General features: G+C 63.3%; 16 protein-coding genes. 7 read left to right on the top strand and 9 right to left on the bottom strand.

Annotation, left to right across the window (positions count from 1 at the left end):
• Positions 1-4: 4 nt before the first annotated feature.
• Together PVT67_RS06915 and PVT67_RS06910 are read left to right on the top strand one after the other, a co-directional pair.
• A complete protein-coding gene (locus PVT67_RS06915; RefSeq protein ID WP_301499172.1) occupies positions 5-751 on the top strand; it encodes an HAD-IIA family hydrolase in 747 nt (248 codons plus the stop codon).
• A gap of 98 nt (positions 752-849) precedes the next feature.
• Positions 850-2,463, top strand: coding sequence for a M28 family metallopeptidase (locus PVT67_RS06910; protein ID WP_301499171.1), 1,614 nt, complete (start codon positions 850-852; stop codon positions 2,461-2,463).
• Here the strand turns inward: PVT67_RS06910 and PVT67_RS06905 are convergent.
• Positions 2,438-2,920, bottom strand: a complete 483-nt coding sequence (locus tag PVT67_RS06905) for a glutathione peroxidase (RefSeq protein WP_301499170.1) — start codon at positions 2,918-2,920, stop codon at positions 2,438-2,440. The genes PVT67_RS06910 and PVT67_RS06905 overlap by 26 nt on opposite strands.
• 73 nt (positions 2,921-2,993) lie before the next feature.
• Between PVT67_RS06905 and PVT67_RS06900 the strand changes: the two genes are divergently transcribed.
• Complete coding sequence (locus tag PVT67_RS06900) at positions 2,994-4,583, top strand: cation:proton antiporter family protein (protein ID WP_301499169.1); 1,590 nt, start codon at positions 2,994-2,996, stop codon at positions 4,581-4,583.
• Here the strand turns inward: PVT67_RS06900 and PVT67_RS06895 are convergent.
• The 3 genes from PVT67_RS06895 to PVT67_RS06885 all read right to left on the bottom strand — a co-directional run bounded on the left by PVT67_RS06895 (position 4,534) and on the right by PVT67_RS06885 (position 6,523).
• Positions 4,534-4,938: a hypothetical protein gene (locus tag PVT67_RS06895; RefSeq protein WP_301499168.1), complete on the bottom strand. Its 405-nt coding sequence runs from the start codon at positions 4,936-4,938 to the stop codon at positions 4,534-4,536. The genes PVT67_RS06900 and PVT67_RS06895 overlap by 50 nt on opposite strands.
• Complete coding sequence (locus PVT67_RS06890; RefSeq protein ID WP_301499167.1) at positions 4,935-5,765, bottom strand: mechanosensitive ion channel family protein; 831 nt, start codon at positions 5,763-5,765, stop codon at positions 4,935-4,937. Before PVT67_RS06890 ends, PVT67_RS06895 begins: the two co-directional genes overlap by 4 nt.
• 137 nt (positions 5,766-5,902) lie before the next feature.
• Positions 5,903-6,523 (bottom strand): trimeric intracellular cation channel family protein, encoded by a 621-nt coding sequence (locus tag PVT67_RS06885; protein WP_301499166.1) that lies wholly within the window; start codon positions 6,521-6,523, stop codon positions 5,903-5,905.
• Positions 6,524-6,699: 176 nt separating this feature from the next.
• Here PVT67_RS06885 and PVT67_RS06880 point away from each other — a divergent pair, with 176 nt between their 5' ends.
• The 3 genes from PVT67_RS06880 (at position 6,700) to PVT67_RS06870 (ending at position 9,755) form a co-directional block, all read left to right on the top strand.
• Entirely contained in the window at positions 6,700-7,122 is a 423-nt protein-coding gene (locus PVT67_RS06880; RefSeq protein WP_301499165.1) for a hypothetical protein, read from the top strand.
• A gap of 117 nt (positions 7,123-7,239) precedes the next feature.
• A complete protein-coding gene (locus tag PVT67_RS06875) occupies positions 7,240-9,483 on the top strand; it encodes an aminotransferase class V-fold PLP-dependent enzyme (protein WP_301499164.1) in 2,244 nt (747 codons plus the stop codon).
• 101 nt (positions 9,484-9,584) lie between these two features.
• Complete coding sequence (locus PVT67_RS06870; protein ID WP_301499163.1) at positions 9,585-9,755, top strand: hypothetical protein; 171 nt, start codon at positions 9,585-9,587, stop codon at positions 9,753-9,755.
• 32 nt (positions 9,756-9,787) lie between these two features.
• Here the strand turns inward: PVT67_RS06870 and PVT67_RS06865 are convergent, their stop codons facing one another.
• The 3 genes from PVT67_RS06865 to PVT67_RS06855 are packed head-to-tail and all read right to left on the bottom strand — an operon-like array spanning position 9,788 to position 12,875.
• Positions 9,788-11,419 (bottom strand): amidohydrolase, encoded by a 1,632-nt coding sequence (locus PVT67_RS06865; RefSeq protein WP_301499162.1) that lies wholly within the window; start codon positions 11,417-11,419, stop codon positions 9,788-9,790.
• Between the two features lie 9 nt (positions 11,420-11,428).
• Complete coding sequence (locus PVT67_RS06860; protein ID WP_301499161.1) at positions 11,429-11,734, bottom strand: MGMT family protein; 306 nt, start codon at positions 11,732-11,734, stop codon at positions 11,429-11,431.
• A gap of 43 nt (positions 11,735-11,777) precedes the next feature.
• Positions 11,778-12,875 carry a hypothetical protein gene (locus PVT67_RS06855; protein WP_301499160.1) on the bottom strand — a complete coding sequence of 366 codons (1,098 nt, stop codon included), beginning with the start codon at positions 12,873-12,875 and terminating at the stop codon, positions 11,778-11,780.
• A 323-nt stretch (positions 12,876-13,198) separates the two neighbouring features.
• On the opposite strand from PVT67_RS06855, the gene PVT67_RS06850 reads away from it, so the two are divergent.
• Positions 13,199-13,474: a hypothetical protein gene (locus tag PVT67_RS06850; RefSeq protein WP_301499159.1), complete on the top strand. Its 276-nt coding sequence runs from the start codon at positions 13,199-13,201 to the stop codon at positions 13,472-13,474.
• A 3-nt stretch (positions 13,475-13,477) separates the two neighbouring features.
• On the opposite strand, the gene PVT67_RS06845 is transcribed toward PVT67_RS06850, so the two are convergent.
• Positions 13,478-14,740 (bottom strand): HD-GYP domain-containing protein, encoded by a 1,263-nt coding sequence (locus PVT67_RS06845; RefSeq protein ID WP_301499158.1) that lies wholly within the window; start codon positions 14,738-14,740, stop codon positions 13,478-13,480.
• 195 nt (positions 14,741-14,935) lie between these two features.
• On the bottom strand, positions 14,936-16,207 hold the full coding sequence (locus PVT67_RS06840) for a polyhydroxyalkanoate depolymerase (protein WP_301499157.1): 1,272 nt from the start codon (positions 16,205-16,207) through the stop codon (positions 14,936-14,938).
• Positions 16,208-16,242: the final 35 nt, after the last annotated feature.

Here is a 16,242-nt window from a genome sequence, read left to right as displayed (position 1 = left end):
GCCCATGAAAAACATCATCTGCGACATCGACGGCGTGCTGATGCACGACAACACCGCCATTCCCGGCGCCGACGCCTTTATCAAGCGGGTACTGGAGCAAGGCAACCCCCTGGTACTGCTGACCAACAACCCCTCCCAAACCGCCAGGGATCTGCACAACCGCCTGGCCGCCGGGGGCGTCAAGGTGCCGGAGGAGGCCTTCTATACCGCCGCCATGGCCACCGCCGATTTCCTGCGCCGCCAGGACGGCAACAAGGCCTACGTCATAGGGGACGGGGCCCTGACCCACGAGCTCTACAAGATTGGCTTTACCATCACCGACATCAACCCGGATTTCGTCATCGTCGGCGAGACCCGTTCCTACAACTGGGACATGATCCACAAGGCCGCCCGCTTCGTGGCCGAAGGGGCCCGCTTCATCGCCACCAACCCGGACTTCAACGGCCCCAACCAGAGCCCGGCCTGTGGGGCCCTCTGCGCCCCCATAGAGCGCATCACCGGCAAGCAGCCCTTCTACGTGGGCAAGCCGTCCAGTTGGATAGTGCGCTCGGCCCTCAACCACATCGGCGCCCATTCCGAGAACACCGTCATCATCGGCGACAACCTGCGCACCGACATCTTGGCCGGCTTCCAGGCGGGCCTGGAGACCATACTGGTGCTGTCCGGGGTGTCCCAGAAAAAGGACATTGCCCTGATGCCCTTCAGGCCCAACCACGTCTTCGCCAGCGTTGCCGAGATAGACATCCTCTAAACCTTTCATCGCAGCCCCGGCGCCGATGGCCGAGAGGCCATTGGCAGGCCCTTGCCACCGTGCCAAGGTGCAGGGGCGATGACCATAAGGATAACCCCATGAAAACCAGACTCAGCTTGCTTGCAGCAGGCCTTTTGCTGGCCACCGGTGCCCAGGCCAGCGTCCCCGGCGACAAGCTCGCCAAGGGGCTGGATGCCGGCAGCTACGGCAGCTTCGTCAAGACCCTCTCGTCCGACGAATTCCAGGGCCGCCTGCCCGCCACCATCGGCGAAACCAAGACCCTCGCCTTCCTCCAGGCCCAGTTCATGCGCCTGGGGCTAAAACCCGGCTTCGGCGACAGCTACCTGCAGCCCGTGCCCCTGGTGGCCATCACCAGCCACCCAGGCCAGCTGACCCTGGGCAACCTCAAGCTCGACTACCTCAAGGACATGGTGATCAACAGCCCCAAGGCGGTGGCCGAAACCACCGTCAAGGACGCCGATCTGGTGTTCGTGGGCTACGGTATCCATGCCCCTGAGCTGGGCTGGGACGACTACCAGGGCCTGGACGTCAAAGGCAAGGTGGTGGTGATGCTGGTCAACGATCCGGGCTACGCCACCGGTGACAAGCGCTTCGACGGCCGCGCCATGACCTACTACGGCCGCTGGGACTACAAGTTCGACGAAGCGGCCCGCCAAGGCGCCGCCGGCGCCCTCATCATCCACCAGACCGAGCCTGCTTCTTATCCCTGGTCCGTGGTGGAGAACTCCTGGGGCGGCACCCGCTATGATCTTGCCGACGACAACGGCCCCAAATCCGCCTTCTCCGGCTGGATAACCGAAGACGCCGCCAAGCGCCTCTTCGCCCAGGCCGGCCTCGATTTTGCCGCCACCACCAAGGCGGCCGGCAAGGCGCCCATGGCCAAGCCCCTCAACGCCAAGGCCAGCGTCGACATCAAGAGCGACTTCAAGACCACAGAGTCCCACAACGTCATGGGCGTGCTGCCCGGCCAGACCGAGGAGACAGTGGTGATCACCGCCCACTGGGACCACCTGGGCACGGACCCGAGCCACAAGGACGACCCCGTCTACAACGGCGCCATGGACAATGCCACCGGCACCGCCGGCCTCATCAGCCTGGCCCAGTCCTTCGAGGATCTCTACAAGGGCGCTGAGAAGCCACGCCGCTCCATCGCCTTCCTGGCGGTGACCGCCGAGGAACAGGGCCTGCTGGGCTCCAAGTACTATGTGAGCAATCCCTCCATCCCCCTGGGCCGCACCGTCGCCGACATCAACATGGACAGCCTCAACGTCTATGGTCCCACCAAGGACATGGTGGTGGTAGGCAAGGGCAAGACCAGCCTGGAGAAGGAGCTGAGCGAGGCCCTGCGCAAGCAAGGCCGGACCCTGGTCCCCAACGACAGGCCGGAAGCCGGCGGCTACTACCGCTCAGACCACTTCAACTTCGCCAAGGCCGGCATACCGGCACTCTTCGCCGGTGGCGGCAGCCAGCCCTGGGACGCCGATGTGGCCAAGTACCGGGAGATGATGAAGGCGCGCCTCAAGGGCTGCTATCACAACGCCTGTGACGAATACCAGGCCGACTGGGACCTGCGCGGCGCCCTGTCTGACCTGCAGGCCTTCCACGACATGATCCAGATGCTGATCACCAGCCGCGACTGGCCCAGCTGGCAGAGCGGCGCCGAGTTCAGCCGCCCGGCAGCCACTGAGTGATGGCACCCTTGAGCCTTGATGGCGCAGTGCGGGGCGCGTAGCGCTTCACCTGGCCGTCGGGGCTCACCAGGAACTTGGTGAAGTTCCATTTGACCGCCCGGGATCCCATGACCCCGGGCGCTTTGTCTTTAAGCCAGCTGAAAAGGGGATGGGTGTTGGGCCCGTTGACCTCGGTCTTGGTGAACATCGGGAAACTGACGCCGTAGTTGAGGGAGCAGAACTGGGCGATGTCACCGGCTTCCCCCGGCTCCTGGCTCATGAACTGGTTGCAGGGAAAGCCCAACACCACCAGCCCCTGGTCGCCAAACTCCCGCCACAGCGCCTCCAGCTCTTCATACTGGGGGGTAAAGCCGCACTTGCTGGCGGTGTTCACCACCAGCCACAGCTTGCCCTGGTAGTCGTTGATGTTGGTATCGCGGCCGTCCAATAGCCTGAGGGCAATATCCTTTGGTTGCATAAAACCTCTGTAACGCGCTGAAAATAGGATGCTGTTATCATGAGGTAAAAAGGACCAGGGAACCATTACAGATATGAGCGCGGCTGTCATCGCACTGGCGTTCTTCTGCGGCCTGCTGCTGAGCCGCTTCGGCCTGCCGCCCATGGTGGGTTTCCTGGCCGCCGGTTTTGCCCTCCACGGCATTGGCATCCAGCCTCCCGCCGCCCTCCACGGCATTGCCGAGCTTGGCGTCACCCTGCTGCTGTTCACCATCGGCCTCAAGCTCAAGCTCAAGAACCTCCTGAAACCCGAGGTCTGGGGCGCCACCACGGCGCATCTCCTTGGCACCATGGCCTTTTTCACCCTCGCCATAGGGCTGCTGGCCCTGCTCGGCCTGGCCGGGGGCGCCCTGCCCGCCTGGCTGATAGTGGCCTTTTCCCTGGCCTTCTCCTCCACCGTGTTCGCCGTCAAGGTGTTGGAAGACAAGGGGGAAACCAGCTCCCTCTACGGCCGCCTGGCCATCGGCATACTGGTGATGCAGGATCTCTTCGCGGTGCTCTTCCTGAGCTTTGCCCAGGGCCAGTGGCCGGCACCCTGGGCGCCCTTGCTGCTGCTGCTGCCCCTGGCCAGGCCCCTGCTCTACAAACTGCTGGACTGGTGCGGCAACTCCGAGCTTCAGGGCCTGGCCGGCCTCTTCCTGGCCCTGGTGGCGGGGGTGGGATTGTTCCAGGCGGCGGGCCTCAAGCCTGACCTCGGCGCCCTGGTGATGGGCATGCTGGCCGGCGGCCACAGCAGGGCCGACGCCCTCGGCAAGACGCTTTTCAACCTCAAGGAACTGTTGCTGGTGGGCTTTTTCCTCAGCATCGGCCTGGACGGCCTACCCAGCCCGCAGATGCTGGTAACAGCTGTGCTGCTGGTGCTGCTGTTGCCGGTCAAGGCCGGCCTCTATTTCTGGGTGCTGAGCCTGTTCGGCCTGCGGGTGCGCACCGGGGTGCTGGCGGCGGTGACCCTGGCGACCTATTCGGAGTTCGGCCTTATCGTCGCCGCCCTGGGCGCCAAGGCAGGGCTCATCGACGGCAGTTGGCTGACGGTCATCGCCATAGCCCTGTCCCTGTCCTTCGCCCTGGCCGCCCCTTTGAGCCTCTGGGCCGAGGCCGTGTACCGTTTCCTGGCGCCGCGCCTCATCCGGTACCAGAAGCGGCGCCTGCACCCGGACGACGCCCCCATCGACATCGGCGGGGCCAAGGTGCTGATCTTCGGCATGGGCCGCCTCGGCACCGGCGCCTACGACCAACTGGAGGCGGAGTTCGGCGAGGGGGTGCTGGGCATAGACCACGCCATCGACAAGGTCAGGGAGCATTGGGAGGCCGGGCGCCAGGTGCTGGTGGGGGACGCCACCGATTCGGACTTCTGGTCCAAGATCCGCCACGACGACGAGCTGGAGCTGGTGCTGCTGGCCATGCCCAACCACCACGGTAATCTCTTCGCGGCGGAGGAACTCAAGACCAGGGGTTACCAGGGCAAGGTGGCAGCCGTGGCCAAGTTCCACGACGAGGTGGAAGAGCTCAAGGCCATGGGCATCGAAGTGTTCAACTTCTTCGAGGAAGCCGGGGCGGGCTTTGCCCGCCACGTGCTCAATATTGCGCGTTTGGGTCCACAGCGTCCTTATCATCCAGGACAGTGATCTGGGTGATGTGCAGCGGTGTGCCCCACTGCTGAATGGTCATCATCTTGGGATCGGGCCGGCCCTCCACATGTACCCGCAGGTTGTGGCGGCGCATGTTGGCGGGCAGCCCCATGGGCAACCACTTGTGGCCGTCATCACCCACTATGCCGAAAAAGCCCCCTTCCATCGGCAAGAAGATGACTTTGCCGTCCGTCGATATGACGCCAGTCACCACGGGTTGCTTGATGTTCTTGTCCACCTTGACCTCCTGGACCTTGGCCGGCTGAGGGGCCAGCTTGGCTGTTCCGGCTGGGTTCTCGGCATGGCTGCAACCGGCCAGGGCCAGCAATGCCGCTATCCAGGCATGTTTCATGTCAAATCTCCCTTTTCGAGTCCCAGCGCCAACCCAGGGGTGGCCGGCACCATGCCGGCGGCCTTGAGGCGCTGGTAGATGATGAGGTTCAGCTCCAGGCGTTGCTGATGGTAGCGGGCCGTCTCCAGCCAAACCCGGGACACCAGCCTGACCCCCAGGGGGGTGAAGGCGTCTATGCCCACCTGGGCCTTGGGGGCGTCCGGCTGCTGCCAGTCCGCCAGCAGGGCTTCCAATACGGCCAGGGCCTGCTCGGGATCGGCGCCCTTGGGCAGCAACAAGGTCGTCTGGGCCAGCTTGCAGGTCTTGGAATTCTGGAAGATCTCTCCCAGCACCTTGCGGTTGGGGATATAGATGCGCTCGCCGTCTTCCGTCACCAGTACCGTCTGGGCCAGGGTGATGGCCTCCACCTGGCCGTCCCGCCCCAGGATCTCCAGGGTGTCCCCCACGGCGAAGGGCCGGGTCAGGATCAGCGCCAAGCCGGCGCCATAGTTGGAGATGGGGCCCTGTACGGCCAGGCTCAAGCCGAAGGTGGCGGCGCCGATGGCGGCGATCAGCGGGCTTATGGTGATCCCCAGCTTGCCGATGGCGATCACCACGAATATCGCCAGTACCGACAACCTGGCCACATTGGCGAAGAAGCGGACCAGGGTCTGGTCCCAGTGCCGCCGCTCGCCCAGGCGCAGCATGGAACGCCTGACCCAGGCCGAGGCCAGCCAACCGACAAGCACTATGATAAGGGCGCCAAGGATGGCGAAGCCGTACTGGACCAGGTAGTCCATGACCTGCTTGGTGAGGTCGGTGAAGTAGTCGATTTCCTGCGTCAACATCTGGCCCTTTCCGCTGAGAAGCTCGTTCAAGCTTATCCGCTAGCCAGGAAAAAGTCCTGTTTAAATCACAGGCTTGCAACAGATCCGTTCATAAAAAAAGCCCGCTGCTGCGGGCTTCTTTGTCCAACTAGCGACCTTCAGTCATGTTCCGGCTGGTGGTACTGGAACACCGGCAGGCTGATGTTGAACCGCAGTGCCACCATGCGCAGGGTAAAACCGCTGACCAGGGTGATGAGGGTGGCCGGCATCTCCGGCAAGCCGATGGCGGTAAGGGTCAGGTAAATGACGGCCGAGGCCAGGGACACGCCGGCATAGAGTTCCTTCTGGAACACCAGGGGGATGCGGTTGCACAGCATGTCGCGGATGATGCCGCCGAAAACGCCGGTGATCACCGCCGACATCACCGCCACGCCAGGCCCGAACTCCATGCCCAGGGCCACCTTGACGCCGATGATGGAAAACACCACCAGGCCCAAGGCGTCCAGCACCAGGAACACCTTGCGCAGCCTGCCCATCAGCGGCGCTATCCAGGTGGCCACCAGGGCGGCACAGCAGACGATGGCGATGTATTGGGGATGGGCCACCCAGGTCAGGGGATAATGGCCCAGGAGGATGTCGCGGATGGAGCCGCCGCCGATGGCGGTGACCGAAGCGATGATCATCACCCCGAACAGATCCATGTTGCGCCGACCGGCGGCCAGGGCCCCGGTCATGGCTTCGGCGGTGATACCTATGATGTATAAGACGGTGAGCAGCATAAGGCCCCCACAAATGTCGACAATGCCGGCATTATAGGGGCAGCCCCCGACTCTGGCACATGACCTTTTTTGCCAAGAATGAATTAGTTTTACTAATGAAAGGTTAAGCTTCGAACGCTTATAAACAGCATGTTGCAACGAAAACCTTTTCGCGGTTGGATAAAGTGGAGTGATAAATGAGAAGAGCCCTTTGGTTGGCCCTGGCACTGTTGCTTGGCGCCTGTAGCCAGGCCCCTGACGCCGGCGACATGCAGCAGATCCTGAGCCGCCATTACCAGCGCCTGCTGGGCGACGACACGGTGCTGGTCCGCAACCTGGAGAAGGTGGACGGCAAGGCCGATGGCGACAACGGCTACCTGGTGGACGTGCGTTACGACCTGGTGTTCCTCAAGGACTTCGAGGATCTGGCTGGCCAGACCGAAAACAAGGCCCGCCAAGGGCAGTGGTTGGGCGCCTTGGACCAGGGGCTCAGCCTCTGGCAACTGCAGCTGCAATTCGGCAACTTCCACAGCGGCGATGTGGTGAAAGTCGAACACCGGTACGAATTGGTGAAGACCGACAAGGGTTGGGATCTGGCGGAAAACTGGTCAAAGCCCTAAAGCTTATGGCTTTTTGCTATCAGCAGACACCCTATATTTTAAAATGGAATATATATATTCGTTACGAATATATAGACTGTGGCCTTCCTTGGATGTGAATAAGTAAAGGAGCAGTCAATGGGCGAGCAGTCCCTTCCTTGCCAAAGCGAGATTTACCTGGATGCCAATGCCACTACACCTGTAATGCCGGCTTCGGTCAGCGCCGTACAGGAGGTCATGCAGGATCTTTTCGGCAACCCCAGCTCACCCCATATGACTGGCCTAAGGGCCAAGCACCTGATGGAAAGCACCCGCACCCTGGCCCGCCAGGTGCTGGGTGCCAAAGACGGTCACCTGATCTTCACCTCAGGCGCCACCGAAGGCATACAGACAGCCGTGGTCTCAGCCCTGTCCGCCGTCAAGGCCGACAATGCCCTGCTCAGCCGCCCCCGCAAGCTGCTGCTTTTCGGCGCCACAGAGCACAAGGCCGTGCCCAACACCCTCAAGCACTGGAACCAGCTGCTGGGCATCGATGCCGAGGTGGTGGCCATTCCCGTCAACCAGCAAGGCCTGCTGGATCTGGACTTCATCCGCGAACATGCCGGCGACGCCCTGATGATCTGCACCATGGCGGTCAACAATGAGACCGGGGCCCGCCAGGATCTCAAGGCGGTGGAAGAAGCCATCCGCAGCCAGAACCCTCAGTGCCTGTGGATGGTCGATTGCGTCCAGGGTCTCGGCAAGATGTCCCTGGCGCTCAGCCAGACCAGCATCGACTATGCCCCCTTCTCCGGGCACAAGCTCTACGCCATGAAGGGCATCGGCATGCTCTACGTGCGCCAGGGCGCGCCCTTCTCCCCCTTTATCGCCGGTGGCGGCCAGGAAAAGGGTCTGCGTTCTGGCACCGAGAACCTGCCGGGCATCGCTTCCTTGAAGCCGGTCTTGGAGGCCCTGCTGGACCCTGAGCACCAGAGCTTCAGAGCCGTGGCCACCCTGGAGGCCTTCCGGGCCCAGTTGGCCGGGGCCCTGCAGCAGGCTTTTCCCGGCCTGGTGTTCAACAACGACTTTGCGGTGAGCGTGCCCACCACCCTCAACTTCGCGGTCAAGGGCTTTGCCTCCAAGGAACTGCTGGATCTCTTCGACGCCGCCAACATCCGCGTGTCCAGCGGCTCGGCCTGTTCTTCGGGCGCCACCCGCTCCTTCGTGCTGGACGCCATGGGGCTGCCGGCCTGGCAAAGCGAAGCGGCGGTGCGCCTCTCCTTCGGCCCGGCCATGACCCAGGAGCAAGTCGACCAGGCCTGCGTTCGGATCCTGGAGGCAGCGGAAGCCCTCAAGCATTCCTGCCGCCACCCGCAGCAGGCCCATACCGACGAGAAGATCCAGGGGCTGGTGCAGCTGAAAAGCGGGGCCGACTGCTGTTACCTGTTGGTGGCCGGCGACCAGTGCGTCATCGTCGACCCTGTCTCCCCCCTGACCGAGCGGCTGGTGCAGATCATCCAGTGCCAGGATCTCAAGGTGATCGCCATCCTCGACAGCCACGGCCACGGTGACCACCAGTCCGCCGCGCCACAGTTGCGTGCCCGCCTGGGCGGCTCCCTGGAAGAACAGCAGGTAGACCACCTGGGTTGGCCCAGGCATGCAGCCCAGGGTCCCCTGGGGTTGCCGGCCCTGAAGCTTGGCGAGCAGTGGCTGAGCCGGCTGCCCACCCCGGGCCATACCGATGATGCCGTGGCCCTGCTCCTCTCCAAGGGCAGCGCCATCAAGGCCGCCTTCGTCGGCGATACGGTGCTGCACGGCGGCCTGGGCCGTACCGACTTCCCCAGTTCCGATGCCCACGCCCTCTTCCACAGCCTCAGGCTGCTGGCAGAAAAAATGCCGGCCAAGGCCTTGCTGCTGCCAGCCCACGACTACGACAACCTGCTGTTCACCTCTTTCGAGGCCGAGCAGCGTAACAACCCCTTGCTGGCCGAGGTGCTGGCCCCGGTCTCTACCTTGGACGAAGACACCTTCGCCGCCCGCAAGACGGCCCTGGATGACGCCCTGGAATGCCCCCAAAGTGCCAGCGAGATCCGCTGCGGCGTGACCCTGACCGACAGGGCCCTGCGCCCCGAGCAGGAGCTGAGCCTGGAGGATCTGGAGCGCATGCAATCACCTCTGCTGGTGGACGTGCGCGAAAGTCATGAACACCACCTGCAACACCTGGGCGGTGACGCCAGTGCCCCGCTGTCGCGCCTGGCCCAGTACCTGCTGGAGCAGGAGGAAGACAAGCCGCTGATCTGCTATTGCCGCAGCGGCTCCCGTTCCCAGGTGGCGGCGCTGGCCCTCACCCGCCTGGGACGCCAGGCCTACCACCTCAAGGGTGGCGTGGCCCTGAACCGCTGAAAAGGCCCTACCAGGGGCCTTACCAAGGCATTTTTGTTGCCTTGTGTTTTCAGCTGGCAAACAATAACCCTTAGATAACAAAAAACTTAAGGGAAAGAGGGATGTTGGACCAATTCGACAATGTGGTGAGGGTCATCGGCCTGGTGCTGCTGGTGCTGGGCTGGCTGCTGAAGAGCCGCAACACCATGCTCATCGGCGGCTTGCTGATCTTCGGTGCCCAGTTCCTGGGTGGCGAACTCAACAGCGCCATCGAAAAGGCAGGGCAGAAGTAAGGGACAAAAAAGGGCGCCAACGGCGCCCTTTTTCATTGCGGCCTGACGTAGACGGCCTTGCCTGCCAGCCAGGTTTCCCTCGGCTTCATCTGCCAGATCTGTGCCGCCGGCACCTGGAAGTAGTCCTGGTCCAAAATCAGCAGATCGGCCCATTGGCCGGGGGCCAGGCTGCCGGTGAAGTCTTCCATGAAGCCCGCGTAGGCGGCGCCCCGGGTAAAGTAATAAAGGGCTTCTTCCCTGCTCAGGGCCTGGTCGGCATACCAGCCGCCGGGGGGCTGGCCCTGATGGTCCTGGCGGGTCACCGCCGAGTAGAGGCCAAAAAAGGGATTGGGGCTTTCCACCGGGAAATCCGAGCCAGCCGCCAGGCGGGCGCCCGAGTCGATGAGCCGGCGCCAGGCGTAAGCCCCCTTGACCCTTTCCTTCCCCAGGCGCTTTTCGGCCATGTTCATGTCGGAAGTGGCGTGGGTGGGCTGCATGGAGGCGATGACGCCGAGCTGGGCGAAGCGGGGTATGTCACTCAGTGCCAAGACCTGGGCATGCTCGATGCGATGGCGCCGGCCCTTTCGCAACGCTTCGGGCAGGGCGGCAAAACCGTCCAGCACCCGGCGATTGCCGGCATCCCCTATGGCGTGGACATTGACCTGGAAGCCGGCTTCGGCGGCGGCGCCCATCCGCTTTTCAAGCTCGCCGGGAGGGAAGATCATCAGCCCCCTTTGGCCCGGCCTGTCGCTGTAATCGGCCAGCAACGCCGCTCCCCTGCTGCCGAGGGCCCCGTCGGCATAAAGCTTGACGGCCATGCCCGCCAGCAGGTCCTTCCCCTGCCAGGGCTGGGGCTTGCCGACCTTGGCCCAGGTGCCGTCCTTGCCATCGAGCATCACGTAGAGGCGGGCGCTGAGGCTGTCCTGGTTTTTCAGGTAGAGCTGCCAAGTGGGCAGATCCACGCCGGCGTCATGCATGGCGGTCAGGCCCACCTGGCCCATGATGGCCAAGGCCGCGTCCAGGGCTTGTTGGCGCTGGACCTGGTCCAACGGCGGCAGCTTGGCTTCCATCAGCGCCATGGCGTTGTCCACCAGTACGCCGCTGGGCCGGCCGCCCTGGCCTCTCAAGATCTGGCCCCCGGCCGGGGCCTGGGTGCCGGCATCGATACCGGCCAGCCTGAGGGCAGCGCCGTTGGCCCAGCCGGCGTGGCCGTCCACCCGGGTCAGCCAGACCGGGCGACTGTCGCCAAGGGTGTCCAGATCCTTGGCACTGGGCATCCGCTTATCGGGCCACAGCTCCTGGTTCCAGCCCCTGCCCTGGATCCAGGGAAGCGCCGGATGGGCCTTGGCGAAGCGGGCAACCCTGGCCAGGGCCTCGGCCAGGCTGCGGCTACCGGCGAGATCCACATTGAGGATACTCTCGCCCAAGCCCAGCAGGTGACCGTGGGCGTCGATGAGGCCGGGGATCACCGTTTTGCCCTTGAGGTCGCGGACCTCGGCACCGGCCGGCATGGCCAGGCGGGCATCGCCCCTGGCCACCACCTTGCCGTCCTGCACCACCAGCCGGCTAAAGCGCACCAACTTGTGGCCGTCCCAGCCATAGCCCTTGATGTTGTCCAACACCAGGCTCTGTGCCTGGGCCAGGGAAGAAAGCAGCGCCGCCGCTGCCAGCAGTAGACGAAACATCCTGACTCCTTAAAGCCCCGACCAAAGGGCCAGGCGCAAGTTGACACGGCCGCCACGGGTGAGCGGGACCCCTTCGGCCAGCAGCCGTTGGCGCTGGATCAGCCGCCCCTCGCCATCGGGGATGGAACAATCGCCGCTGGCGTTGACCACCCGATGCCAGGGCAGGCCCTCAGGGCAATGGCTCATATGGCGCCCCACCAGACGCGGCCCCCAACCGAGGATGGAGGCCAGTTGGCCATAGGTGGCCACCTGGCCGGACGGGATCAGGGCCACCAGGGCATAGAGGCGCTGGGGATTGGTCTGGGTCGCTTTCATGGGCGGGAAAGAAGGCGCCGGCGGCTTAGCCGCCGGCTGGTTTTCACTTCTTGTCGAGGTAGGATTGGCCCTTGCAGAAATGCTCCACACAAGGGGTGGCGAAGCGTTTCTCCAGGCCCTTGAGGGTGGCCTTCTGTTCGGGGCTGTCCAGGGTCAGCAGGGTCACGGCGGCATCCTGGACGCCATCGAGGCGCACATGGACTGGGATGACGGTACGCTTGCCATCACCCAGCTCCGTCATCACCTGCCTGGCCTGGCCGCAGGTGAACACGTACTGGCCCTGGAAGCGTTGGCGGCTGGCCGACCAGTAGTTCCACTCCATCTCGAAGTTGTCGGGCTTGTAGGCGCACCAGTACTGGGTCAGGGACACCATCTGCCCCAGGTGGTAATCCTTGGCCAGGATCCCCGGCAGCACTTCCATGTTGACGTCGCTGGTGGCGACCTGGAAGGTGCCCATGTTCATGCCCTTGCGCCTCGACTTGGATACGCCGACGTATTCCGGCATGCGCCAGTCACTGGAGCTGGCCTTGGCGACATGGCGGGTTTCGCCTTGGTCGGCCTCGGGAACCGGTTTGGGTGCCGGCTTGGACTCCGGCGGAGGCACAGGCTTGGCCTCTGCTGGAGGCGGGGCCTGGGGCACATCCATGGGCGGCACGGACGCCGTCATCACCGGCGGCTTTTCGCCCCGCAGCAGCGCCGCCGAGTAGCCCTCGAGCAGGCCGAAGCGGGTCTTGATGTTGTCTATCTTGGAGACCGGCAGTGCCGTGCGCTGGCCGTTCTTGACGTAGCTCTGGTAGGCGATGGTACCGTACTGGTCGAGGTAGAGGTCGATGTCCCGCTCGTCCACCTTATGGCCGCCGTCCGGCAGCGCCAAGGTCCAGTCGGCATCTTCCTCGTAACCGAAGAGGTTGCCGCCGTCGACGAAGTAGTGATGCTCGCCGTAGCCCTTGTCCCCGGCTTCCAGGCGCTCCTTGATGTAGCGCAGTTCGCCTTTGTCGTAATAGGCCACGTAGCTGGCGGTGCCATTGCTGTCCTTGAGTTCGCCGGCGACCTTCTTCATGTCGTCGGTATGGGCAAGGATCCAGTCCCGCCTGTTATCCAGGGCATCCCTGATCTCCGGTGCCGGCAGGTTGACATCCACGGTCCGCTCATCCGAGCCCGCGGCCAGCGGCACTTGCGTGGTTGGCGTTGTCCCGGCACAACCCGCCAGTGCCAGGGATGCCAGCAACAAGGTCCCGATCTTTTTATTGTGCATTGTGCTTATTCTCAGTTGCGGCAGACAAACAAGGTATTTCATTTTATTAACAAAAAGGATAGCAAACGCTATCCGGTTTTGTATTGGCTTACAAGGTCTTATCCGAAAGCCTAGTCCAAGGAACTGACATGGAGCTAAATGGCCCCACCCTGCTGCTGGGCCACCGCCGGCCGGGATGCTAGAGTGGATGCGTCTTCAGGAGAAACACCATGAAAAAGAAACTGTTGTTGTTATTGCCCTTGCTTTTGGCCGGCTGCGCCGCCACCCAGGACGGCCGCACCACCTGTGCTGCCGAGCTGGATGCCGCCTGGAAGGCCCTGGATCTGGCCAAGGCCGACGGCTTTGCCGGCACCGTCAGCTATACCAAGGCGCTGGGGCTTCTGTCCCTGGCCAAGGGCCAGCAGTCCATAGAGCGTTACGACAGCTGCATCGAGAAAGCCAAGCGGGCCCGCTATTACATACAGCAGTCCCGCCAGGGGCAATAAGGCTCAGGCGCTGCGCTTGCCCAGTTCCATGAAGTAACTGATGTCGCTACGGGGCTTGAGGTAGTCGAATACGGCGGTCGGCAACGCCGCAATGCGCACCGTTCGGCTGACCGTCAGCCCCTCTTCTTCCAGATCGATGATGGCCGCCTGGTCGCGGGGTATGGCAGGGTCGTAGACCAGTACCGCCGGGCTTAACAGCCGGCTGGCATTGACCGTCATCACCAGGCCGTACTGGTCGTTGCTGAGCTGCACCACGGTGCCAGGCGGATAGACCCCCAAAACCCGGATGAAATGCTGGACCAGTTCCTGGTTGAACAGCTCCTTGCCGTGGCGGAACAGGTGCGACAGCACTGCATGGGGCGGCATGGGGTGCTTGTCACGGCGGCCATGGCAGAGGTTGTCGTATTCGTTGGCCACCGCCACCAGTTGGGCCAGCTTGTCTATCCCCCCCTGAGTCAGCCCCTTGGGATAGCCTGAGCCGTCCAGCATTTCGTGGTGCTGGGCTATGACGTTCAATACCCGCGGCGGGAAATCCCCGTGGCGGCTGGCCAGCTCCACCCCGTACTGGGGGTGCATCTTGAGGAAGTTGTTTTCGGCCTCGCTCAGGGCATCTGTCTTGCGCAGTATCTGGCTGGGGATCCGCAGCTTGCCAAGGTCGTGGAAGATGCCGCCAAGGCCGGCCTGGCGGATCTCTTCCCTCGGCATGCCCGCCGTCTTGGCCACCAGCATGGACAACACAGCCACGTTGAGGCTGTGGCAGTAGAAGCCGTCGTCCCCTTTGGGTTCGTTCATCAGGTGCAGCAGTATGTTGCTCTGGTCGGTGATGGTGTCGGTGATCTCCTCCACCACCTGACTGGCATCCTCCAAGGCCGCCAGCGGCCGGCGCTGCATGTCCTGCATCACCGCCTTGACGTTGGCAACGGTACGCTGGAAATCCTGGGTGGCCTTGTTCAGGCCACGCATGTAGGCCCGCTGGCGCTCTATCTTTTCCTGCTTCTTGAGGAAGGCCTCGTCCCGCTCCTGTACCAGTGCCGGTTGAGGCTCGGGCTCAGGCGCCGCCTTTACCAGCGGCAGCGGCAGGGCATCGGACTTGTCAAGCCAGACAATGACATCCTCCAAGCCCAGGCTCTGGATCAGGGTCAGTTGTTCATCGTTGCGGATCTTGAAGCGGCTGAACAGGAAAGGGTGCTGTACCCACCTCAATGAGAGATCCACGAAGAGTCCCACACAGAGCTGGCTGGGCAGCACCTTTATCTTTCTTGTCATAGCGTCCCCACCTCAAAGCTGCCACCGACCGACGGCACCGGAGCAATCCAAGCGACTGATCAACATGGTTATCGTTGTTAAAGCAGCCTTGTCACCAAGGCGCAAGGAGAAGGATACCTGAAAAGGTGCCCAAAGGCCTTGCGCCCGATCAAGTGCTGCCGTTCAGTCACTGCCCAAGGAGGCCACCGAGAGGGCTCAGGGGCTGGGGGGACGGCTCCTGGGCTTGGCGGCAGCCTTGGGTGCCGGCCTTTGTCCTTTCTCGCGGATGAAGGCCTTGATGCGGGGGCCCACCTCTTCCCGGAAGCGTCTGCCGTTAAAGATGCCGTAGTGCCCAACCCCCTGCTGGACATAGTGGAGCTTGCGGGAAGGGGCTATGCCGCTGCAGAGCTTTTGGGCGGCCTGGGTCTGGCCCATGCCGGTGATGTCGTCGAACTCCCCTTCGATGGTCATCAGCGCCGTCTGGCTGATGGCCCCCAGATCCACGGGTTCACCGCGGTAGCTCATCTTGCCCCTGGGCAGCAGGTGTTCGATGAAGACCTTGTGCACCGTATCCAGGTAGAAGGCCGCCGGCAGATCCATCACCGCCAGGTACTCGTTGTAAAAGTCCCGGTGCGCCTCGGCGCTGTCGCCGTCGCCCTTGATGAGATCTTCATAGAACTTGAAATGCTTACGGATGTGCAGATCCGGGTTCATCATCATGAAGCCGGACAGCTGGATAAAGCCGGGGTAGACCCGCTGCCCTGTGCCGGCAAAGCCGTCAGGCACGGTGCAGACGACGTTGTCCTCGAACCATTCCAGATCCCGGTCCGAGGCGTAGTCGTTCATCTCGGTGGGGTTGATGCGGGTGTCCACGGGCCCCCCCATCAGGGTCAAGGTCAAAGGCTGGTGGCGGGACTGGATCATCGCCAAGCGGGCACAGGCCACCAGCACAGGCACGCTGGGCTGGCAGACCGCCACCACGTGCACGTCCGGGCCCAGCTGCTCGATGAACTCCATGACGTAGGTCACATAGTCGTCGAAGCTGAACTCCCCTTCCGAGAGCGGTACATCGCGGGCGTTGACCCAGTCGGTGATATAGACCTCGTGGTCCGGCAGGAAGTGCGCCACGGTGCCGCGCAGCAGGGTGGCGTAGTGGCCCGAAAGAGGTGCCACCAGCAGCACCTTGGGATCCTGGCGCTGGGTGAAACGGCGGAAGTGCTTGAGCTCACAGAAGGGCTTGGTGGCCACCACCTGCTCGCGCACCATGACGGTGCGTCCCTCTATCTGGGTGGCGCAGAGGCCGAACTCGGGCTTTTCATAGTTGTTGGTGCAGCGCTCGAACAGCTCCACCGCCGCCAGCAAGGTGCGGCCGCTCTGGGTGTAAGGCACGGGGCTCCAGGGCAGGGTCAGTTGCTTACGCAGGGCCTGGGCCCAGAGGTGCCAGGGCTGGAAGGCTTGCAAGGCATGGGCGTGCAGTTGGTAAAGCATGGCGGTTTCCCCGATGAGACTGTACAGACCAGTTA

Source organism: Gallaecimonas kandeliae, assembly GCF_030450055.1.
GTDB lineage: Bacteria > Pseudomonadota > Gammaproteobacteria > Enterobacterales > Gallaecimonadaceae > Gallaecimonas > Gallaecimonas kandeliae.
This window is presented reverse-complemented; position numbering and strand designations above follow the sequence as displayed.